The organism is Bradyrhizobium sp. USDA 4501 (assembly GCF_054062115.1).
This window is the reverse complement of sequence record NZ_JBSSEX010000001.1, coordinates 6,690,731-6,710,855: the sequence shown is the minus strand read 5'-3', so window position 1 is coordinate 6,710,855 and position 20,125 is coordinate 6,690,731. Positions and strand designations below refer to the sequence as shown.

19 protein-coding genes are annotated in these 20,125 nt (G+C 64.1%); 7 read left to right on the top strand and 12 right to left on the bottom strand.

Features of this window, described 5'->3' with window-relative positions:
* Positions 1-498: 498 nt before the first annotated feature.
* From ACVWZM_RS30880 to ACVWZM_RS30850, 7 genes are all read right to left on the bottom strand, one after another.
* Positions 499-1,536 (bottom strand): tagatose 1,6-diphosphate aldolase, encoded by a 1,038-nt coding sequence (locus ACVWZM_RS30880; RefSeq protein WP_076823861.1) that lies wholly within the window; start codon positions 1,534-1,536, stop codon positions 499-501.
* Complete coding sequence (locus tag ACVWZM_RS30875) at positions 1,533-2,420, bottom strand: sugar kinase (RefSeq protein WP_456856797.1); 888 nt, start codon at positions 2,418-2,420, stop codon at positions 1,533-1,535. The genes ACVWZM_RS30880 and ACVWZM_RS30875 overlap by 4 nt, the downstream gene beginning before the upstream one ends.
* 68 nt (positions 2,421-2,488) lie before the next feature.
* Positions 2,489-3,562 (bottom strand): ABC transporter ATP-binding protein, encoded by a 1,074-nt coding sequence (locus tag ACVWZM_RS30870; protein ID WP_141339628.1) that lies wholly within the window; start codon positions 3,560-3,562, stop codon positions 2,489-2,491.
* Positions 3,563-3,568: 6 nt separating this feature from the next.
* Positions 3,569-4,573, bottom strand: coding sequence for a zinc-dependent alcohol dehydrogenase family protein (locus ACVWZM_RS30865; protein WP_076823852.1), 1,005 nt, complete (start codon positions 4,571-4,573; stop codon positions 3,569-3,571).
* 7 nt (positions 4,574-4,580) lie between these two features.
* Entirely contained in the window at positions 4,581-5,408 is an 828-nt protein-coding gene (locus ACVWZM_RS30860; protein WP_076823849.1) for a carbohydrate ABC transporter permease, read from the bottom strand.
* 4 nt (positions 5,409-5,412) lie between these two features.
* A complete protein-coding gene (locus ACVWZM_RS30855; protein ID WP_076823847.1) occupies positions 5,413-6,300 on the bottom strand; it encodes a carbohydrate ABC transporter permease in 888 nt (295 codons plus the stop codon).
* Between the two features lie 58 nt (positions 6,301-6,358).
* Positions 6,359-7,660: an extracellular solute-binding protein gene (locus ACVWZM_RS30850; RefSeq protein ID WP_456855507.1), complete on the bottom strand. Its 1,302-nt coding sequence runs from the start codon at positions 7,658-7,660 to the stop codon at positions 6,359-6,361.
* Positions 7,661-7,840: 180 nt separating this feature from the next.
* Here ACVWZM_RS30850 and ACVWZM_RS30845 point away from each other — a divergent pair, with 180 nt between their 5' ends.
* From ACVWZM_RS30845 to ACVWZM_RS30830, 4 genes are read left to right on the top strand one after another with little or no spacing between them, the layout of a single operon-like run.
* Positions 7,841-8,875: a LacI family DNA-binding transcriptional regulator gene (locus ACVWZM_RS30845; RefSeq protein ID WP_057021071.1), complete on the top strand. Its 1,035-nt coding sequence runs from the start codon at positions 7,841-7,843 to the stop codon at positions 8,873-8,875.
* A 15-nt stretch (positions 8,876-8,890) separates the two neighbouring features.
* A complete protein-coding gene (locus ACVWZM_RS30840) occupies positions 8,891-9,625 on the top strand; it encodes an SDR family NAD(P)-dependent oxidoreductase (RefSeq protein ID WP_057021024.1) in 735 nt (244 codons plus the stop codon).
* Complete coding sequence (locus ACVWZM_RS30835; RefSeq protein ID WP_057021025.1) at positions 9,622-9,882, top strand: SUMF1/EgtB/PvdO family nonheme iron enzyme; 261 nt, start codon at positions 9,622-9,624, stop codon at positions 9,880-9,882. The genes ACVWZM_RS30840 and ACVWZM_RS30835 overlap by 4 nt, the downstream gene beginning before the upstream one ends.
* Position 9,883: 1 nt before the next feature.
* On the top strand, positions 9,884-11,674 hold the full coding sequence (locus ACVWZM_RS30830) for a chloride channel protein (protein ID WP_076823840.1): 1,791 nt from the start codon (positions 9,884-9,886) through the stop codon (positions 11,672-11,674).
* Positions 11,675-11,684: 10 nt separating this feature from the next.
* On the opposite strand, the gene ACVWZM_RS30825 is transcribed toward ACVWZM_RS30830, so the two are convergent.
* The 3 genes from ACVWZM_RS30825 to ACVWZM_RS30815 are packed head-to-tail and all read right to left on the bottom strand — an operon-like array spanning position 11,685 to position 15,158.
* Positions 11,685-12,407, bottom strand: coding sequence for a GntR family transcriptional regulator (locus tag ACVWZM_RS30825; protein WP_028335658.1), 723 nt, complete (start codon positions 12,405-12,407; stop codon positions 11,685-11,687).
* Between the two features lie 28 nt (positions 12,408-12,435).
* Positions 12,436-14,031: a GMC family oxidoreductase gene (locus ACVWZM_RS30820; protein ID WP_253625745.1), complete on the bottom strand. Its 1,596-nt coding sequence runs from the start codon at positions 14,029-14,031 to the stop codon at positions 12,436-12,438.
* Entirely contained in the window at positions 14,031-15,158 is a 1,128-nt protein-coding gene (locus tag ACVWZM_RS30815) for a mandelate racemase/muconate lactonizing enzyme family protein (protein WP_076823831.1), read from the bottom strand. Before ACVWZM_RS30815 ends, ACVWZM_RS30820 begins: the two co-directional genes overlap by 1 nt.
* Positions 15,159-15,278: 120 nt before the next feature.
* Here ACVWZM_RS30815 and ACVWZM_RS30810 point away from each other — a divergent pair, with 120 nt between their 5' ends.
* From ACVWZM_RS30810 to ACVWZM_RS30800, 3 genes are read left to right on the top strand one after another with little or no spacing between them, the layout of a single operon-like run.
* Positions 15,279-16,034: an ABC transporter permease gene (locus ACVWZM_RS30810; RefSeq protein WP_225163506.1), complete on the top strand. Its 756-nt coding sequence runs from the start codon at positions 15,279-15,281 to the stop codon at positions 16,032-16,034.
* Positions 16,031-16,840 carry an ABC transporter ATP-binding protein gene (locus ACVWZM_RS30805; protein ID WP_076823827.1) on the top strand — a complete coding sequence of 270 codons (810 nt, stop codon included), beginning with the start codon at positions 16,031-16,033 and terminating at the stop codon, positions 16,838-16,840. Before ACVWZM_RS30810 ends, ACVWZM_RS30805 begins: the two co-directional genes overlap by 4 nt.
* A gap of 21 nt (positions 16,841-16,861) precedes the next feature.
* Positions 16,862-17,857 (top strand): ABC transporter substrate-binding protein, encoded by a 996-nt coding sequence (locus ACVWZM_RS30800; protein WP_057021030.1) that lies wholly within the window; start codon positions 16,862-16,864, stop codon positions 17,855-17,857.
* A 23-nt stretch (positions 17,858-17,880) separates the two neighbouring features.
* Here the strand turns inward: ACVWZM_RS30800 and ACVWZM_RS30795 are convergent, their stop codons facing one another.
* Positions 17,881-19,389, bottom strand: coding sequence for a glycerol-3-phosphate dehydrogenase (locus ACVWZM_RS30795; protein WP_076823824.1), 1,509 nt, complete (start codon positions 19,387-19,389; stop codon positions 17,881-17,883).
* A complete protein-coding gene (locus ACVWZM_RS30790; protein ID WP_076823820.1) occupies positions 19,386-20,114 on the bottom strand; it encodes a class II aldolase/adducin family protein in 729 nt (242 codons plus the stop codon). The genes ACVWZM_RS30795 and ACVWZM_RS30790 overlap by 4 nt, the downstream gene beginning before the upstream one ends.
* Between the last annotated feature and the right edge of the window lie 11 nt (positions 20,115-20,125).

The following is a 20,125-nucleotide window of genomic DNA, read 5'->3' as shown; positions in this document are numbered from 1 at the left end:
TTTAGTTTTTGTATTACTAAACGTAGTACTAAATTTTTTGGCCCGTCAAGCCGGTTCTCGCGACCTTGGCGAAAATATTCCCGACGCTCGCACGCGCAAGCGTCGACGTTTGCAATGCAGCAAATTTCCCCATAATTGCAGCGAATGCGGCGAACAACGATTGCCGATCTGGTCCGGAGGACGCAATTCGGTCCGTCCCGATAACAGGGAAGCCGGAAGGTCAGCCGCAGCCAGCATGTTTAGTATGCGACTTTACTGAACGTTCAACAAAGCGATTGGGCGCGCGAGCAGCCTCAGCTTCGGCCGAAATCCGCCATTGCCGCGAACCGCACCGGTTTCGCGCCAGAAAACGACCTCACCAAAGCGCGACGAACGCCATCGAACTCAAGCATGGTGCAGCTTGATCAACGAAGCTGATCTTGCTCCGCCGCTCACAACGGTCTGGTTGCAGGTTCGAGTCCTGCCGGGCCCACCAAGACACGTGGAGCCGTCACCGTTTCAATAGGCGCGCGCGAAGTCACCCTCCTGCTTGATGTCAGTGAATACCGGAAAGCGCGCCTTCCACGGCGTGCCCTTGGCCGTCGTCAGCTTGTTGAGCCGCTCAAGCACGCCGAGGCCGTCCTTGCGCAGGCTCGCCGAAACCGCCCCAAGGTCCGGGAAATTCTTCAGGACGGCATCGAGCCAGATGGTGCGACCGGCCAGGAAACCGCCCGCGCCCGCGGCATAGGCGAAGTCGAGGACGCGTTCGAATTTTTCCGGCGCGGCGCCGCCCGACAGCAGGACCCAGGGAATGCTCCGCTCGCGGCAGATATCGCCGATTGCATCGAATTCCTTCTGCGCGGCCTTGGCTTCGGCGCTGCCGTCACGGGCCGGCAGGCTGTTGGCCGCGAGGGGACTCTCAAGCTTCAGGAGATCGACGCCGTATTCGGGCTTGGCAAACTCGCGCACGCTATCGATGACGAGGCTCGGCAGCTTGCCGGGCGATTCCACATAATCGGCGGTGTGATTGGCGCTGCCAAGGAACGGATAGACCAGCAGTTCAAGAACATAGGGAACGTCGTGGCGGGCGCACTCCTCGCCAATCTCGCGCACGAAGCGCTTCTGATGCTCGTTGACCGCGGCGTCCGCATCCGGCCGATACCAGGCCAGCACCTTGACGGCGTCGCCGCCCATGGCGCGAATTTTCTCCACACTCCAGTTGGCGATCGCGCGCGACTTGCGACCGCCCGCGGTCTCCTCGACGCGATGCTCCTCCAGCGTCATGATCAGGCCGCAGCGCGGCGGCAACAGATCGATCGCTGCGGGCACGGCAAAATTCGGGTCGAACAACATCGAGCTGCAATGCGGTGCGAGGTTCTCCACGAGGAGCCGCTTGGCCGCCGTGACGTCGGAATATTCGACCTGATCCCGCGTGATTCCCTTCGCCTTCGCAATGGCATCGAACAGCGGCGGCCGCTGATCCAGCGCGACCATGCGAAAGTGGCCTTCCGCGTCAGCAAGGCGGCCCAGCCCGCGGTTCTTTCCAATCGTTCTCATGGCTTCGTCCTCATGAATGCAAGACAGTCGTTGATGGTGGGGATTCCGTTGCGGCCACCGGCGTGGCGACATTTCATCGCGGCCGTGGCTGCAGAAAACGCCATGGCGTTGCGCACATCGAGGCCGACGCCGATCGCAAGGGCATAGGCGCCATGGAAGACGTCGCCGGCGCCGGTGGTATCGACGACATCGACGGCATAGGCGGCGCGCCGGTGCAGCTGGCCATTCTCGTACCAACTGACGCCACCCTCGCCGCGCGTGACGGCGATGACACTGCAGCCCAGCCGCGCCAGTGCTGCGAGAGATTCGTCTTTGGCAGATCCGGCGAAAGAAGCGAGCGCAGGCTCGGAAAAGATCGCGTGGTCGGTCAGGGGCAGCAGTCGCTCGAATACCTCGGCATCAGCCATATCGCCGTCGAGCACCGTCGGAATGCCGCGCGCACGCGCCTCGCGAAACAGCGTCGCAGCACCCTCCACCCAGCGCGGATCCGCCAGCACCGAGGATGCGCGAGCGACGGCTTCAAGCGGAAGCCAATCGGCCGCTTCCGGAAAGAGACCACGGAAGTTCACGATCTGCCGCTCGCCCGAACTGTCGACGATGATCCCCGAGACCGATGAGCGGCCATCAGGGAACAGCCGGAAATTCTCGACGTCGACGCCTTCGGCCGCAAAAGCCGACCGCATCTCGTGCCCGGCGGCATCGTCCCCTGCCCGCCCCCAGAACGCGACGGAGGCACCGAGCCGTGCGACCGCGACCGCGGCATTGGCGGCCATTCCGCCGCCAAGGGTACCGTAGTCGATGGACTTTATCTTCTCGCTGTTGCCCGCAAAGAGCCGATCGACGCGCCAGACCTGATCGAGCGCGGATAGCCCAAGGCAGATCACCTGGACAGGCCTGGCCTCGGACGCCACGTCTGCGAGCGCCGAAAGAGCTGCTATGTTCGCCGACGCGCTCACCGCAAAACCTGCCCGTTCGCTGCATCGAACAAATGCGTCTTGCCCGGCTGCGGCCGCAAACTGAGGCGATCGCCGAGCTTTGGTCGCAGCGCTGGATCGACCCTTGCGATCGCGGAGACGCCGGCGAGATCGAAATGGATCAGGGTATCCGAGCCGAGCGGCTCGACCAGCTTGACGTTGATGGCGATGCCGTCTGCCGCATCGGTCGTGACGGCAAAATGTTCAGGACGGATGCCGAGCACGGCATTTCCCGCCTGCTGCAGACGGCTTGCGGCCTCACCGTCCAGCGGCACCGCCGTTGCGCCTTGCGAAAGGATCGCGCGCTCCTCACGCCATTCGACCGGGAAGAAGTTCATGGCGGGCGAGCCGATGAAGCCGGCGACGAACTGGTTGGCCGGCCGCTCGTAGACCGTCTCCGGCGTGTCGTATTGCTGGATCGTCCCGTTCTGGAGCACCACGATCCGGTCAGCCATCGTCATGGCCTCGATCTGGTCATGGGTCACGAAAACCATGGTGGTCTTGAGCTCCTGCGATAGCGCCTTGATCTCGGCCCGCACCTGTCCGCGCAGTTTTGCGTCGAGGTTGGACAACGGCTCGTCGAACAGGAACGCCTTGGGATTGCGCACAATCGCACGGCCCATGGCGACGCGCTGGCGCTGTCCGCCGGAGAGCTCCTTCGGCTTGCGGTCGAGATAGGGCTCGATGTGCAGGAGCGCGGCGGCACGCTTCACGCGCGCATCGATCTCCGCCTTCGGCGTTCCCCGCAACTCCAATGCGAACGACATATTGTCGTAGACGCGCATGTGCGGATAGAGCGCGTAGTCCTGGAACACCATCGCGATGTCGCGCTGTGCAGCTTGCACGCCGTTGACGCGCTTGTCGCCGATGTAGAGGTCACCCGACGTGATCGGCTCGAGACCCGCAATGATTCGCAGCAGGGTCGACTTGCCACAGCCGGACGGCCCCACGAAGACGACGAATTCATGGTCCGCGATCTCCAGATTGAGATCGGGGATCACAGTGAAACTGCCGTAGCGCTTGACGAGGTTGCGGATCGAGATCGAGGCCATGATCGCTTAATCCAGCGCCAGTACCGGCTTGATCAGCTCGCCCCTGGCAAAGCGGGCGAAATTCTCAGGCAGGGCCGACAGGCCGAACTCGCCGTCGACGAGGACGCGGTATTCGTCCTTGAACTTGCGCAGCAGCTCGATGTTCGGCTCGAAATCCGAGACCGGAAAGTAGAAGGTCCGGATCATGTAGAAGTCCTTGCGGCGGAACACCTTGCCCTCCTCGATGGTCCAGGGCGCGGCGTTCTCGCCGACCAGCACCAGCGCGCCGCGCGGCAGGACAAGCTCGATGCCGAGATTGCGCGCCGCATGCGCGCCGGAGCATTCCATGATGAGAGCAAAGCGCTTCGAGGTGTCGCCCACGGGATACGCCTTCGCGCCGAAGGATTGCGCGATCTTCAACCGCGTCGCATTGGGGTCGGCAACGTAGATGTCGTTGTAGCCGAACGCACGGAGCGCCAGCACGACGCCGAGGCCGACCGGCCCGGCGCCCATGACAAGAACAGGTCCGGCCTCACCGGGCGTCACCACGCGGCTGACGAAACGCACGGCGTGGCCCGACGTGCCGATGGTGTCGAGCAAGAGCGGCGCAAGGCTGTCCTCGATGTCATCGGGCACCGGCAGCAGGCAATTTTCCGGCACCGGCACGTATTCGGCGTAGCCGCCCGGCCGGTTCCAGCCGATCAGGCTGGAGACCTCCAGGCACATCTGGGTATCGCCGCGCTTGCAGGCCGCGCAATGGTCGCAGTGGAGTGGAATATAGACGGCACAGCGGCGACCATGTAGCCGGTGACCCGGCTGCTCGACCACGCCGAAAATCTCATGGCCGGCGGTGAACTCTGCGCCCTTGTGCCAGAGCTTGAAGTCAGAACCGCACAGCGCGGTGCGCGAAACGCGCACGAGCACTTCACCTGTGCCGGCGTCAGGCATTGCCACGCGCTCGATGGTGATGCGGTCGCCGCCGTGGAAGACCGCGGCCTGCATGATCGAATTCGGACGGGGTGACACGTTCATCAGATACCTAGCCTTTCACCGCACCGAGCGTCAGTCCGGACACCAGCCAGCGCTGAACCAGGGCAGCCAGCACCAGCGGCGGCAGTGCGATCAGCGTCGCCGCGGCCATGAGAGCGCCCCATTGCGTCGAGCCTTCGCCGATGAAGTTGAAGGCCGCCGCGATCAGCGTCTTGGTGTCGCCGTTGGACAGCACCAGCGCAAACAGGAAGTAGTTCCATGAGAAGACGAAGGCGAGGATCGCCGAGACGGCGACGCCGGACGCCACCAGCGGCAGCGCGATGCGCCAGAGGATGCGCGTGACGCTGCATCCGTCGACCTGCGCCGCCTCGAAGACGCTGCGCGGGATGCCGTCGAAGGATGGCAGCAGCACCCAGATCACGATCGGCAGTGTGATGACCGCGTGGCTCAGGATCAGCGCCGTGTAGGAGCCGATCATCCCGACCTGCCGGAACATGACGTACCACGGCAGCAGGAACAGCGTGCCCGGCGCCATGCGCGCCGCGAGCGTCAAAATCGCGGGCCATGAGATCCGTGTCCAGGAGACGGCGAAAGCGGCGGGGATGCCGAACAGTAAGCCGAGCGCCGTCGAGCCGACGGTGACGATGAGGCTGTTGAGCGCATAGCTGAGGAACGGCGTGGTCTTGGTCAGCTCGAAATAATTGTCGAGCGTCGGCGTGAAGATCAGCGTCGGTGGATAGGCGGTGACCTCGAACGACGGCTTGAACGAGGACAACACCATCCAGACCGTCGGCGCCATGATGAGCACGCCGGCGAGCACGAGCTGCACGGTGTTGAGCCAGCGGATCCAGCGGTCGGTGTTGGCGGCATCCGTCATGACATCACCACGCCACGGCGCCGCGCAGGCGGTTGAAGGCGAGCACGGCGCCGAACACGATCGCCGTGAGCGTCAGCATCAGGGCGCTGGCGTAACCGATGTTGAAGAATTCGAAGCCGACCCGGAAGCCGTAGATGTTGAGCGTGTTCGAGGCGTTGCCGGGGCCGCCCTGGGTCGTGATGTAGATGATGTCGAAGAAACGCAGGAGATCGACGCTGCGCAGGATGGCCGCGGTGACGATGGTCGGCAAGAGCAGCGGCAAAGTGATGCGCTGGAAGGTCTTGAACGGCGATGCCCCGTCGATCTGCGCGGCCTCGTAGACGCTCGGCGGCAGGGATTGCAGGCCGCCCAACACGATCAAGGCGACGTAAGGCGTCCACTGCCAGCTGTCGATCAGAGCGACGGTCGGGATAACCCAGGTCGGCGACGCCAGCCAGTCCGACGGCGGCAGGCCGAACGACTGGAGGATGTAATTGGCCGCGCCCAGCGAAGGATCGAGGATCACCAGCCACATCATGCCCGCCACCACTGGCGGCATCATGAACGGGGAGATGAACAGCGAGCGCACGATTCCCGGCAGGCGCCTGGCGTGAAACAACACCAGAGCCAGCCACACGCCGAAGACGAGTTGGAGCACCAACGATAGCACATAGAGCGCTATGGTGATCCAGAGTCCGTGCCAAAACTCGTAGTCGGAGATCAGCTTTGAATAATTGGCGAGGCCCGCAAAGGACTGCTTGCCGGTCGAGGAGAATGTCTGGAAGCCGAGCCAGATCGTATAGACGACCGGAAACGCGATCATCGCGACCGTAAAGATCACGGCCGGCGCCGAGAGCGCCGTCATTTCCAGCTTCTGCCGGTCCTGCGTGAGTGTCGCAGCCGCGTCCGACATGCGTCCGTTTCCTTGAGAGTGAGGCGCCGGCAGGCATAAGCCTGCCGGCATCAAGCGGTTACTTCTGGGCGATCAGCGCATCGAGCGCCTTGTCGGCATCGGCACAGGCCTGGTCGATCGGCTTCTGCTTCAAGATCAGGTCCTGCACGGCCTGGCCGATGAACTCGCGCGATTCCGGATTGGCGATGATGGGATAGCCGACCTCGGAGGAGCCCTTCGTGGCCAGCACATCGAGCGCAGCCTGCCATTCCTTGCGGACGGGTTCTTCGTCGATCCATTTGCGGTACTCAGGATCCTTGGCAACCGACGGCCGCGGCGGGGCAATGCCCTGGAGCGCCATTTTCTTCTGCACCTCGGGGCTGGTTGCCCACTGCACGAAGTACCAGGCCGCGTCCGGCTGCTTGCTGTGCGAAGACACCGCCATGCCCCAGCCGATCGTGGTCGGCACCTGGCCGGCCTTGCCTGCCGGGAACGGCAACAGGCCGGTGTCCTTCAGGCGCGCGCCGCCCTCCATCACCGTGCGCAACTCATTCGAGGATTCGAATGCCATCGCGGCGCGGCCGCTGCGGTAGAGCGCCGAAATCTGCTGGAAGCTGTAGTTGACCACACCCGGCGGACCGAAGTCGCGCAGCAGCCGGCTATAGGTGTCGAGTGCTTCCTTGCCCTTGGCCGAGCAGAGGTTCGACTTGCCGCCTGCGATGTAGCTGCCTCCGACGTTGTGCAGCATGTTGCTGAAGGTGTAGGCGACCGCGGGCTTGAGGCCACGCGAGACAAAGGGCGTGACAGCGCTGTCGCAGGTCTTGATCTTCTCGGCCGCCGCCTCGACATCCTTGATGGTCTTCGGCGCCTCAATGCCGCACTTCTTGAAGATGTCGGTGCGGTAATAGAAGATCGGACCTTCGATGTTCATCGGCATGCTGGTCAGCTTGCCGCCGAAGGTCGCGGCCTTGAGCAGGGCCTGGCTCAACCCGGCCGGGTCGTATTCCTTGGCCACCTCGTTCTTGGCCATCGCAGTGAGATCGCCGTACCAGCCGGCCGCGGCGAACTGCTCGCCCTCGCGCGAAGGCAGCGTCATGAACACGTCGACCTCGTCGCTGTTCGCATTCATGACGGTGACCAGACGCTGGCGCATCTGTTGTTCCTGATAGCCGTCGACCTTCAGGGTCATGCCGGTCAGCTTCTCGAAATCGGCCTTGTAGGTCAGCAGTGCCTGCGCGACCGGATTGTTATTGGCGAGAAAGGTGACGGTCCTGCCCTTGAACTTCATCCAGTCGAAATCGGCCGCATCAGCCTGCGCGCTGACGGCGACAAGCGCGAGAACGGGCAACGCGACGTGCGTCGCGAGCATCCTGACCTTCATCGAACTCTCCTCCCGGCTGGCCGCCTTAAGCTGGGGCCATTTTGAACGAGGCTTGAAAACGGTTACAATCTAGACCTCACATCGGTTGTGTCAAGCAATGGACAAACCGGATATTCTGCGGCAAATTTACGAGATTACCGCTACCACGCGGTTTGCCTCATCGAATGTAACGTTACATTGATACGATTGACCAACGCCAAATCCGTGAAACAGGGCATCCGCGCCGTCGCAGCCCGTGCCGGCGTCTCAACGGCCTCGGTGTCGCGCGCGCTCAACAATCCCGATGCGGTGAGCCCTTCCCTGCGGGCGCGCATCGAACAGGCCATCGACGCGCTCGGCTACATTCCGCATGCGCCGGCGCGCATCCTGTCGTCACGGCGCTCGCGCACGCTTGGCGCGATCGTTCCGACCATCGACAACACGATGTTCGCGCGCGGCATCGCCTCGCTGCAGCAGTATCTCTCCTCGGTCGGATACATGCTGTTTCTCACCACGAGCGGCTACGATCTCGACGTCGAATTGCAGCAAGCGCGCAATTTGATCAGCCGCGGCGTCGATGGACTTGTGCTGCGCGGTGATTGCCATCACGAGGGACTGCGCAAGTTGCTTGCGGACAACGCGGTTCCCTTCATCAATGTCGGCATCTACCAGCCTGATCGACCCCACCCGTGCGTCGGAACCAACAACGAAGCGGCCGCCCATCGCGCCGCTGCGCATGTCATCGAGCTTGGCCACCGCCGCATCGGGATCGTCTCGGCGCTCCAGCGCAACAACGACCGCGCCAGCGCTCGCGTCGCCGGCTTTCGCCGCGCGCTCACCGAGAACGGCCTGGAGCTTCCGCCGCAATGGCATGTCGAGGTGCCCTACACGCTGGATGACGCGCGCGAAGCGGCCCGCTATCTCCTCAACCTGAAGGATCGTCCGACCGCCGTCGTCTGCGGCAACGATGTGATCGCCTACGGCGTGTTGCTCGAGGCGGAGCGCGATGGATTTTCGGTGCCGCGTGACCTGTCGGTGGTCGGCTTCGACGATCTCGACTGGAGCCGCCACTTGCGGCCGAGCCTGACCACGATCCACGTACCGACCGGAGAAACCTGGCAGCGCGCCGGGGAATATCTGGTGCGCAGCCTCGCCGGCGAGCAGACCATCATGCATCGCGAGATCGACTTCTCCCTGGTGGTCCGTGAATCGACGGCTCCCCCTCTCAAATCCTGAAGCGAGACCCCTCCAATGCGCTCAAACTTCTCTCTTGCGTCCGACTTCCATGCCGTGGTGATCGGCGGCGCCGGCGACATTGGCGCCGCAATCAGCAATCAGTTTTGCGACCTCGGCGCGACAGTGACCGCAACGGCGGCCAACGAGACCGATCTGGCGCGCACTTTGCTGAAATCGCGCGCCGGCCTCACACTCGCGACGCTCGACGTCACGAACGACGACGCTGTCGCTTCTTTTGCCCGACAGCAAAAGCGCGTCGATGCGCTGGTCAACTGCGCGGGAATCCTCGCCCGCGACAAGGAATACGAGATCGAGACCTTCATGAAGGTGCTCGACGTCAATCTCACGGGCACTTTTCGAACCTGCATGGCGTTCCGCCCGCTTCTCACCGAGAGCAAGGGCTCGATCGTCAATCTTGCCTCGATGAACGCGACCTTGGCGCTGCCGCGAATCCCGGCTTATTGCGCCAGCAAGGGCGGTGTCGTGATGCTGACCAAGGCGCTCGCGTTGGCATGGGCCGAGCAAGGCATCCGGGTCAATGCGGTTGCGCCCGGCTATATCGAAACGGCGATCAATGCGGCCGGCCGCACCGATCGCGCGCACTATCAGCGCATCGCCGACCGCACCGCGTTCAAGCGCTGGGGTCAGCCGGAGGACATTGCGGGAGCCGTCGCATTCCTCTGCATGCCGGCATCACAATATGCGACCGGCACCGTCGTCGCGGTGGATGGCGGGTTTCTTGCCGGATGAGCCAGGAAACCAACGGATACGGCCTGCATAATGTCGCCGGAAATGTTTGGGAATGGTACGAGGACCGCCTCGCACCGTCGGGAGTCCCCTTGAATCGCGAGCCTGCACCGAACCGCTCGACGCGCGGTGAATCCTGCCTCGAGTCCCACGGCAGCCGCCACCGCTTCGCAGCGCGAAACCCGAACGCGCCGGTCGGCTCGTCGGGCACGACCGGCTTCCGTGTCGTGCGCACCGGGCAGCTGCGGGATTCGGCATAGGATGACGCTGGCGACAAATGCCGCGAAGCCGGCCCCTGCTCCCGGCACCCGTCTGTTGCCGCAGTTCTTGCGCAATTTCGTGCGCAATCGCGAGACCGGCCTCGTGCTGGTCGGCATTGTCGTCGGGTTGCTGAGCGGCGTCCTCGTTGCCGCGATCTCGGGCCTCAGCCAGGCTTCGCACGCGCTGCTGTTCGACATTCCCCTCGACGCACATCTGAGCGCCACCGGCGTGATTTCCTGGCAGCGCACGCTGCTGATCCCGGCAGTTGGCGGCCTGGTCCTGGCGCTGATCGGGCTGTACTTCGCGCGGCGCGTCAAGGGACAGCAGCTCGCTGACGCGATCGAAGCCAACGCGCTCTATGGCGGCCGGGTGTCGTTCCGCGGCAGCCTGCTGATCTCGATCCAGACTCTGCTGTCCAACGGGTTCGGCGGATCGGTCGGACTGGAAGCGGGATACACGCAGATCTGCTCGATGTTTGGCTCCCATGTCGGCCAGCGCCTCGCCGCCCGCCGCAACGACATGCGGCTGTTGGTGGCCTGCGGCGCGGCGGGGGCGATCAGCGCAGCCTTTTCGGCTCCACTGGCCGGCGCCTTCTATGCCTTCGAGGTCGTGCTGGGAGCCTACACCTCGGCCGCCCTCGTGCCCGTCATCGCCAGCGCCGTCACGGCCTGGCTGGTGGCGCGGGGGTTGACGCATCAGTCCTTTCTGATGGTGCCGGGCTTCCCATCGCCCGTGTCCGTCGAGATGATCGGACAGACCGTGCTGATCGGCATCATTTGCGCATTCGTCAGCATCCTCGTCATGCTCGCGGTCGCATTTTCCGAACGTTGCTTTCAGCGGGTCACGCTTTTCAGCGGCTTCGTGCGCCCGATCCTCGGCGGCCTGCTGCTCGGCGGCCTCGCCCTGCTGACGCCGACCGTGCTCGGCGCCGGCCACGGCGCAATGCAAATCCTGCTGGTCAGCAATCCGAGCTGGCTCCTGCTCACGACGACCATCGTGCTCAAGATCCTGGCATCGGCCGTCTCGCTCGGCTCCGGCTTTCGCGGCGGACTGTTCTTCGCCTCGCTGCTGCTCGGCGCGCTGATCGGGCAGCTCTACAGCGTCGTGCTGACCGGCCCCTTCCCCACGCTCGCGCTTCAGCCCGGCACCGCCGCCATCGCGGCTCTCGCCGCACTCGGAACCGGCGTACTGGGCGCACCGTTCAGCATGGTTTGTCTCGCGCTCGAAATCACTGGCGATTTCTCCGTGACCGTCGGGGCGGTGGTCGCATCATCGGTCTGCGCGCTCATCGTCCGCGAGTTGTTCGGCTACAGTTTTGCGACATGGCGCTTCCACCTGCGCGGCGAGGTGATCCGCGGTCCGCAGGACATCGGCTGGGTCCGTCAGATGAGCGCGGCCTCCCTGATGCGCGCCGACTTCGAGAATGCGCTGACGACCATGCCGATCGGCGAGGCGCAGAAGCTGTTCTCGCCGGCGCAGGTCCGACAGGTCGTGCTGCGCGATCCGAACGGCAGCTATGCCGGCATCGTCGCGGCGGCGACGCTGCATTCCGTCACCAATCGGGACGACGATCCGCTCGGGTCGCTGGCCCAGCAGCAGGATGAATACCTGCTTCCGAGCACGTCGGTTCGCGAGATCCTGAAGGCCTTTGAACGGAGCGAAGCCGACGTCCTCGCGGTCATCGACCGTGCCGACCATCGCGTCACGATTGGCACCTTAAGCGAATCCCATGTGCTGCGCACCTATGGGGAAGAGCTCGAACGCCGGAACCAGGAGCTGTTTTCGCGGTGATGCTTGCGCGCTATGGCCTTAGATCCATATCGATCCGCACAAAATCGCCGCGATAGGTGACTTCACCGAGATAGATCACGGTGCGATCGCTCGCCGTGAAGACACGGCGGACTTCGGCGACCGGCGAATTCAAAGGCACGCGCAGCAGCCGCGCCGCCTCGATGTCCGCGGTTCCGATGGTCAATGTCTGGCGGGCGCTGGCGATCGCCGGATCCCTGAGATCGTTGAGGATCGGGATCACCGTCTCGTTGCGAAAGCGCTTGGGAGACCTGCGAAAGATCTTCTCATCGAGATAGATGGAAATGACGCAATAAGGCTGCTTCTGGCGCGAGTGCAGACGGCGCATGAAGACATATTTCTCGGCCGGCTTGCCGTCTTCGGGAAGCAACGGCGCGTCGCTCCGGCTTTCCGAGATGTTGATGATCTCCGGCGAGGTGTCGCGGTACATGTCCGCGAGATCGGACAGTGTGGTCTCGACCTTGAGCCAGCGGTCCTGTCGCACAGTCCCGGTGACGAAGGTGCCGCGGCCCTGCTGCGCCTCGATGACACCGTCGCGGGCGAGCAGTTCGACGGCCTGCCTGATGGTAACGCGCGAGACGCCGAACTCGGCCGCCAGATCCTCGTTGGCCGGCAGGCGAAAACCTTGACTCCAGACACCGCGCGCAATCCGCTGGCGAAAGATATCGGCAATCTGCGCGTATTTGGGGACGTGACTGTCGGAACTCAATTCCATCTCGCCCTCCGGAAATCAAGCGGCCCAATCACGGCATGACAAGGGCTGCACCGCGTTCCCCGATCATCAGGCTGGTCGCATTGGTGTTGGCCGAGGTGATCTGCGGCATCACCGAGGCGTCGATCACGCGCAGCCGCTCGACGCCGCGCACCCGCAGCTGCGGATCGAGTACTGCCCGCTCGTCGCTGCCCATGCGGCAGGTGCCCACGCAGTGAAACACCGTGCCGCCGGTGTTGCGCGCAAACTCCCACAGCCCGGCATCGTTACTTGCGGCCTCGCCCGGCACCATTTCGACGTCCCAGAGCGGGCGGAACGCCTTTTGCTGATAGATCTCGCGCAAGATCTTCAGGCCGGCAACAATGGTCTTGCGGTCGATCTCCTCGGCGAAATAATTGGGCGCGATCAGCGGCTGCTCGAACGGATCGGCCGAGCGGATCGCGAGCTGTCCGCGCGACCGGCCGTGGCATTGCCAGACCGAGGCCGTGAAGCCGGAATAGCTGTGGAGGGGTTCGCCGGGCTTGTCGACGGAGAGCGGCATCACGTTGAACTGCACGTCGGGACGGCCGCCGACCGCATATTCGGTACAGGCCGCTCCGCCCACCTGTCCCGCCCCCACCGTCAACGGCCCTCGCCCGGCCAGCATCCATTGCAACCCCATCTTCGCGAGTTCGACAGGATGGCGGACCTGGTCATTGAGCGAGATCCGCTCCTTCAGGCGCACGATCAGCCGCGCCTGGTAGTGGTCCTGCAGATTGGAGCCGACTTCGGGCGAGTCGGTGACGACGGCAATGCCGTGCTTGCGAAGCAGGTCGGCCGGACCGATCCCGGAAAGCTGGAGGATCTGCGGCGATTGCAGCGCGCCGCCCGACAGGATCACCTCGCGATCGGCTGTCGCGCGATGAACCTGCCCTTTGCTGATCCACTCGACGCCGGTCGCGACGCGGCCGTTGAAAGTGAATTTGCTCACCTGCGCATGCGTCATGATGGTGAGGTTGCGCCGGTCGGTAATCGGTCGAAGAAAGGCGGATGCCGAGCTGGTCCGCCAATGCCGCCCGATGCCAAGCTGATAGGAACCGACTCCGAGCGTCGTCGCGCCGTTGAAGTCGGGATTGCGCGGCAGCCCGAACTGCACGCCCGCCTCCACCCAGGCCCTCGACGCCGGATTGTCGTTCCGGAGGTCGGAGACCTCGAACTCACCGAGGCCGCCGTGATACTGGCTCTCGCCGCCGCGATAGCGCTCGTAGCGCCGGAAATAGGGCAGGACGTCGCGATAGTTCCAGCCGTCGGCGCCGAGACGTTCCCAGTCGTCAAAATCCTCGTGCTGGCCGCGGATGAAGATCAGGCCGTTGATCGACGACGATCCGCCGAGCACGCGGCCACGCGGCCAGACGATGGCGCGGCCGCCGCTTCCTTCCGACGGCTCGGTCTTGAACAGGCGCGAGAAGCGCTCGTCGTAGATGGTCCGGTAATACCCGACCGGCAGCTTGAGCCAGAAATTCCGGTCCGATCCGCCGGCTTCGAGCAACAACACGCGGCAGGCAGGATCGGCCGACAGTCTGTTTGCGACCACACAGCCGGCCGACCCCGCACCGACGATGATGTAATCGTAGCCAAGCCCCGACATCACGCGGTCCGGTATTGTTCGATCGAGGCAAGATCGGGCGCAATGCCGAGACCCGCCTCGTCGCCGAGCTCGATCATTCCATCGCTGACGTGAAGCACGGGGCCGCAGAATTGATCCCGCAGCGGGTTCTCGTTGCTGTCGACCTCCAGCAATCCCTCGCCGCCGACGCCCGCCAGCAGATGCGCCGACGCCAACAGGCCGATGCCGGCGCCGAGATAGTGCGGACAGAACATCTTGCCTGACGTCAGGATGTCGCGGGCGATGCCGGCGCAAGCCGAAAGCCCGCCCCACTTGGCGATGTCAGGCTGGACGACACCGAGAACCGGCTCGCTCAGCACCTCGGCAAAGCCGGCGTAGCTCGCGATGTTCTCACCGGCCGCGAGCGGAAAACGGATCGTCTCGTGCAGCTGCTTCCATTCCTGCCGCGGACGGTCCGCGCGGATCGGCTCCTCGAGCCAGGCAAGGCCGAACGGCTCCAGCTGCGGCGCGTGCTCGAGCGCCTGCGCGATGGTCCAACCCTGGTTGACGTCGGCCGCAAGCATGCCATCGCCGACGACGCGGCGCAGCGCGGCGAGATTGGCCTGGTCGCCTGCCGGATCGAAGCCGATCTTCAGCTTCAAGGCGCGATAGCCGCGGCCGAGCGCTGCTTCCGCCGCTCGCTCCGATCCGACCGGATTGATGCCGCTGGCGTAGACTTTTATCCGCTTCCGCGATCCGCCGAGCAGTTTCCACAACGCTACGTTCCGGCGGCGCGCATGGAGATCCCAGACGGCGAGATCGATGCCGGCGATCGACTGCGCGAATGGGCCCGCTTCGCCGGATTGCAACGCGAGCACCGAAGTTCCCTGCGTCAGCCGCTCGAATGCGGCACCAGGTTCGCTTGCCCTGAATCCGACAAGCGCCGGTGCCAGGACCTCATTGACCAGCCGAACACGATGCTCGGCGCCCGGCGCGGGAAAGTTGCACCAGACCTCGCCCCAGCCCACGTAACCGTCCGTGTCCTCGACCCGAACGAACACGGCAGGCCGGTCCCCCATCCGCCCGAACGAGGTGATGACCGGTGTCGTCAGAGGATAGCGAAAGCCAAAGGCCTGGACGCTCCGGATGGTGAAAGGCGGCGGTGTCATGCGCGGAAACCTGCGGCGCCTATGACCAAAGCGGCGCTTGTATGGTCATCCTATTTATAATATGACTTGGGCAAACATCAACTGCAATCTGGGTGGACGCGTCGAATGGACGGAGCTGGCGTGAGACGCTTTGGTCTCGGGTTGATACCGTGGGTCGGTGCGATCCTGCTCTGGTATGCCGTGCGCTGGAGCGGCTTCGTCAACGCATCGCTGATCCCCGCCCCGCACCAGGTCGCCGCGAAGTTCGTCGAGCTTCTCACCAAGGAAGGCCTCCTGATCGACATCTTCGCCTCGACCAGGCGCGTCTTTTTCGGCGTCTCGCTTGGAATTCTGGTCGCGGTGCCGGTCGGCTTTCTGCTCGGATGGTATCGCCCGGCCCGCACCTTCGCCGACCCTATGATCAACTTCTTCCGCGCGCTGCCGCCGATCGCGCTGATCCCGCTCGTCATCGTCTATTTCGGCGTCGACGAGCTCGCAAAGCTCGTCATCCTGTTCTACGCCTCGTTCTTCTCCGGCGTGATCGTCATGTATGAGGGGGTCTCGCAGATCACCCCGCTCTATATCCGCGTGGCGCAGACGCTCGGCGCCAATCAGGCGGAAATCTTTCGCAAGGTGATCATTCCCCTCACCGTTCCGCACATCCTCACCGCGCTGCGGGTCGCGCTTGGCGTGGCCTGGGCGACGCTGGTGGCATCCGAACTGATCGCGGCCCAGCGTGGGCTTGGCGCCATGATCCAGAATGCATCGACCTACTTCCTGCTCGACGTCATCTATGTCGGCATCATCTGCATCGGCCTGATCGCGCTGATCATGGACATGATCCTGCGCAAGATCACCGCCCGGTTGCTGGTCTGGCAGGATCGGGCCATCGCATGACCACGCGTGCACAGTTCGACAAGGTTTCGCTTGCCTTCGAGACCCCGAAGGGACGCCTCAACGTCGTCGAGAATGTCAGCTACGATATCAACGATGGCGATTTCATCGCGGTGATCGGCCCTTCAGGCTGCGGCAAGACCACGATGATGAGCATGCTCGCGGGCTTCCAGAAGCCGACGACCGGAAGCGTGCTGTTCGACGGGCAGCCCGTCACGGGTCCCGGTCCCGAGCGCGGCGTCATCTTCCAGGAATATGGCGTCTTCCCGTGGCTGACGGTGAAACAGAACATCGCTTTCGGCCTGACGCTCCGAGCCAATCACGTCGCGGCCGGTGAGCGCGATTCGATCTGCGATCACTATCTCGGCCTGATGGGGCTGTCCGACTTCGCCAACTCCTATCCGAAGCATTTGTCCGGCGGCATGCGTCAGCGGCTCGCGATCGCGCGGGCTTACGCGGTCAAGCCGCAGTTCCTGCTGATGGACGAGCCGTTCGGTGCGCTCGACGCCCAGACCCGTTCCAACATGCAGAACCTGCTGCTCAAGGTGCTCCAGACCGAAGGCAAGACGGTCATGCTGATCACCCACTCCGTGGAGGAGGCGATCTATCTCGCGTCCCGCATCGTGGTCGTGACCGCGCGGCCGGCGCGGATCAGGCAGATCATCGACGTGCCGTTCGCCTATCCACGCGATGAATCGATCCAGGAACGGCCCGAATTCGGCGAGCTGCGAAGCTATATCAAGCATCTGGTGATGGACGAGTATCGCGCCCAGCAGGCGCAGATGCGTCCGGTCTCATTCTCGGAATAACAACACAGCGGAGGACGACCTATGGATCGGCGACAATTTCTGACCACGACGGCCGGGCTTGCCCTGGGGTCCTTCACCGCCGCAGCCCCTGCGATTGCTCAGGCAAAAACAAAAGTTCGTGTCGGCTATCTGCACACCGTTGCCGTCGACGGCCAGATCTGGACCGGCATGGACCGCGGTTCCTTCGAAAAGCAGGGACTGGATCTCGAGCTGCGGCAGTTCAATACCGGCCTCGAAATCTTCCAGGCGCTGATCGGCGGCAGCCTCGACGTGCTGGCGACGGGCGCTGTGCTCTCGAACTTCCCCGCCCGGGGCCAGGGCAAGGTCTTCCTCATCAACGACATCGAGGTCGCGACCGCACAGCTCTGGGTGCGCGGCGATCAGGGCATCAAGTCATTCGAGGACCTGAAGGGCAAGCGGATCGCAACCGCGACCGGCACCACCGCGCATGTGTTCCTGGACACCGCGCTGCGCGCGAACAAGGTCGATCCCAAAGCGGTCGAACTCGTCAACCAGACCATGCCGGCCGCCGTAACCGCCTTCATTTCAGGCGCGGTGCCCGCCGTCGCGCTCTGGGTGCCTTTCAACGTGACGGTTCGCGACAAGGTGCCGGGCGCGGTCAAGCTCGCCGACGCCTCAGCCTATTATCCAAAGGCCGCGATCATCGGCGGCTGGGCCGCGGCCAATGACTATTACGAGCCCAACAAGGAAACGCTGGCGAAGCTGATCCGTGGCTGGGCCGATGCCAATGACTACATCATCGCGAACAGCACCGAAGCGATGGAAAAGCTGCAGAAGGGCCATTACAGCCAGACGCCGATGGCCGACATCGACGAATCGTTCAAGGCGCAGAAGATGTTCTCGTCGCGGGACTGGAAGCGGATGTATTCCGACGGCACGGTCACCAACTGGCTGCAGCAATCGACCGACTTCTTCATGGCCAATGCCGGCATCAAGGACTTTACCCCGGCAAGCAAATATTTCGATCCGAGCCTGTATTTGAAAACGATTGCGTGACGCACCTGGACGCAAATCGCGTCCTAGAGGTAGCTCTCGAACGCGACCCGCTGCGCGGGCGTCAAGTGCAGGCCGTGCTTGGTGCGCCGGTCCAGGAAGTCGGCAGGCTGCCTTGCCCACTCATTCTCGCGGAGATACGCCGCTTCGCATTCATAGAACTCGCCGCCGAAATGACGGCCCAGGTCTGCGGCGCTGCGGACCGGACCCAGCAGCTGGCGCGCGCGCGTCCCATAAAGACGGGCATAGTGATGGATGAGCGTTCGCGGCAAATCGGGATAGTCGCGTGCCAGCCGATTCGCGAATTCATCGAAACTGCCGCCGATGTCGCCACCCGGCAGCGGCCGATCCGCGGTCCAGGCCGACGACAGCTTCGGAAACCACGGCGCGAGGCGCTGCAGCGCCTGCTCCGCCAGCCGGCGGTAGGTCGTGATCTTGCCGCCGAAGATCGACAGCAGCGGCGGCACATCCTGCGCGCCGTGAACCTCGAACACATAGTCGCGCGTCACGGCCGACGGATTGTCGGCGTTGTCGTCGTAGAGCGGCCGGACCCCGGAGAACGCGTGCACGATCTCGCCCGCTTGCGGCGGCGTTCGGAAATAGCGGCGCAAGACCTGCAACAGGTAATCGGTCTCGTCCTCTCCGATCGCGACGTCCTCGGCGCGGCCGTGATAGGGAATGTCTGTGGTGCCGATCAAGGCGAGATCGTCCTCATAGGGATTGACGAAGATCACCCGGCGATCGCTGTTCTGCAGCAGATAGGCCTGCGGCCCGCTCCAGAATTTCGGCACCACGATATGGCTGCCCTTGACCAGCCGTACGCTCTGGGCCGAGTTCAGGCCCGCCACGCCCTGGATGACATCCTGAACCCACGGCCCGGCGGCGTTGACCAGCGCGCGCGACCGCACGACCTGCGTTGTGCCGTCGTCGCCGTGCATTTCGAGCAGCCAGGTCTCGCCGTCGCGGCGCGCGCGCACCGCCCGCGTGCGCGGCAGGATGCAGGCGCCGTTCTGTGCGGCATCGATCAAATTGAGGATCACCAGCCTGCTGTCATCGACCCAGCAGTCCGAATATTCGAAGCCTCGCCGGAACTCCTGACGCAGCGGCGCGCCCTCCGGAGCGTGGGACAGATCCAGGCTGCGGCTCGCCGGCAACTGCTTGCGGCCACCGAGATGGTCGTAGAGCAACAGCCCGGTGCGGACCAGCCACGCCGGCCGCTGCTCCGGCGAATGCGGCAGCACGAAGCGCATCGGCCAGATGATATGCGGCGCCGACGCGAGCAGCACCTCGCGCTCGATCAGCGCCTCGCGCACCAGGCGGAACTCGTAATATTCGAGATAGCGCAGTCCGCCATGGATCAGCTTGCCCGAGCGCGACGAGGTGCCCTCGGCGAAATCATCCTTCTCGCAGAGCAGCACTTTCAGTCCGCGGCCGGCGGCGTCGCGGGCGATGCCGGCACCGTTGATGCCGCCACCGATGATGGCGATATCGACCAGCCCGTGATCCGTACCTGCGACCGGCGCAGTGCCCGTCATCGCTTGCTGCTGCGCCTTTTCTCGGCGCGGCGCGGCGCCGCCTTTGCGGTCGCGCGGGCCTTGTTCGGCTTCGGCGCCTGCAGACCGTAAGTGGAGAACCCCTTCGCGGTGTCGGCAATCTCCTCGTCGGTCAGGATGACGCGCGAATCGAGCGCCAGCGAGAGGTAGTACTGACGCGCGATGGTCTCGAGCTCGACCGCGAGCCACATCGCCTTGTCGAGATTGGCGCCGAGCGCGATCATGCCGTGATTGGCGAGCAGGCAGCCATTGCGGCCTTCGAGCGCCGCAATCGCATGATCGGACAATTCCTTGGTGCCGTAGCGCGCATAGCCGGCGCAGCGGATTTCGGTGCCGCCGAACGCCGCCATCATGTAATGGCAGGCCGGGATCGGCTTGCGCGCGATCGCGAGCACGGTCGCGTAGGTCGAGTGGGTATGGACGATGGCGCCGACATCGGGCCGGGCGCGCGTGATGTCGAGATGGAAGCGCCATTCGGTGGACGGCTGCAGCGGCCCCTCCCACGCACCATAGTCGCCCTCGAGCAGCATCGAGGCGATCATCTCCGGCTTCATCGAATCGTAGGGCGTCGCCGACGGCGTGATCAGCATCCGGTCCTTGTAGCGGGCGGAGATGTTGCCCGATGTCCCCTGGTTGAGACCCGACGCATTCATCCACCGGCACTTGGCGATGATCGCCTCGCGCAACTGTCGTTCCTCACGGGTCATACGAACTGCCT

Excerpts from the sequence above, each read along its gene's own strand:
- ACVWZM_RS30880 (WP_076823861.1), bottom strand. The coding sequence starts at position 1,536 with ATGAGAACGATTGGAAAGAACCGCGGGCTGGGCCGCCTTGCTGACGCG.
- ACVWZM_RS30870 (WP_141339628.1), bottom strand. The coding sequence starts at position 3,562 with ATGGCCTCGATCTCGATCCGCAACCTCGTCAAGCGCTACGGCAGTTTC.
- ACVWZM_RS30865 (WP_076823852.1), bottom strand. The coding sequence starts at position 4,573 with ATGAACGTGTCACCCCGTCCGAATTCGATCATGCAGGCCGCGGTCTTC.
- ACVWZM_RS30860 (WP_076823849.1), bottom strand. The coding sequence starts at position 5,408 with ATGACGGATGCCGCCAACACCGACCGCTGGATCCGCTGGCTCAACACC.
- ACVWZM_RS30855 (WP_076823847.1), bottom strand. The coding sequence starts at position 6,300 with ATGTCGGACGCGGCTGCGACACTCACGCAGGACCGGCAGAAGCTGGAA.
- ACVWZM_RS30850 (WP_456855507.1), bottom strand. The coding sequence starts at position 7,660 with ATGAAGGTCAGGATGCTCGCGACGCACGTCGCGTTGCCCGTTCTCGCG.
- ACVWZM_RS30840 (WP_057021024.1), top strand. The coding sequence starts at position 8,891 with ATGCGCTCAAACTTCTCTCTTGCGTCCGACTTCCATGCCGTGGTGATC.
- ACVWZM_RS30835 (WP_057021025.1), top strand. The coding sequence starts at position 9,622 with ATGAGCCAGGAAACCAACGGATACGGCCTGCATAATGTCGCCGGAAAT.
- ACVWZM_RS30830 (WP_076823840.1), top strand. The coding sequence starts at position 9,884 with ATGACGCTGGCGACAAATGCCGCGAAGCCGGCCCCTGCTCCCGGCACC.
- ACVWZM_RS30825 (WP_028335658.1), bottom strand. The coding sequence starts at position 12,407 with ATGGAATTGAGTTCCGACAGTCACGTCCCCAAATACGCGCAGATTGCC.
- ACVWZM_RS30820 (WP_253625745.1), bottom strand. The coding sequence starts at position 14,031 with ATGTCGGGGCTTGGCTACGATTACATCATCGTCGGTGCGGGGTCGGCC.
- ACVWZM_RS30815 (WP_076823831.1), bottom strand. The coding sequence starts at position 15,158 with ATGACACCGCCGCCTTTCACCATCCGGAGCGTCCAGGCCTTTGGCTTT.
- ACVWZM_RS30805 (WP_076823827.1), top strand. The coding sequence starts at position 16,031 with ATGACCACGCGTGCACAGTTCGACAAGGTTTCGCTTGCCTTCGAGACC.
- ACVWZM_RS30800 (WP_057021030.1), top strand. The coding sequence starts at position 16,862 with ATGGATCGGCGACAATTTCTGACCACGACGGCCGGGCTTGCCCTGGGG.
- ACVWZM_RS30795 (WP_076823824.1), bottom strand. The coding sequence starts at position 19,389 with ATGACGGGCACTGCGCCGGTCGCAGGTACGGATCACGGGCTGGTCGAT.
- ACVWZM_RS30790 (WP_076823820.1), bottom strand. The coding sequence starts at position 20,114 with ATGACCCGTGAGGAACGACAGTTGCGCGAGGCGATCATCGCCAAGTGC.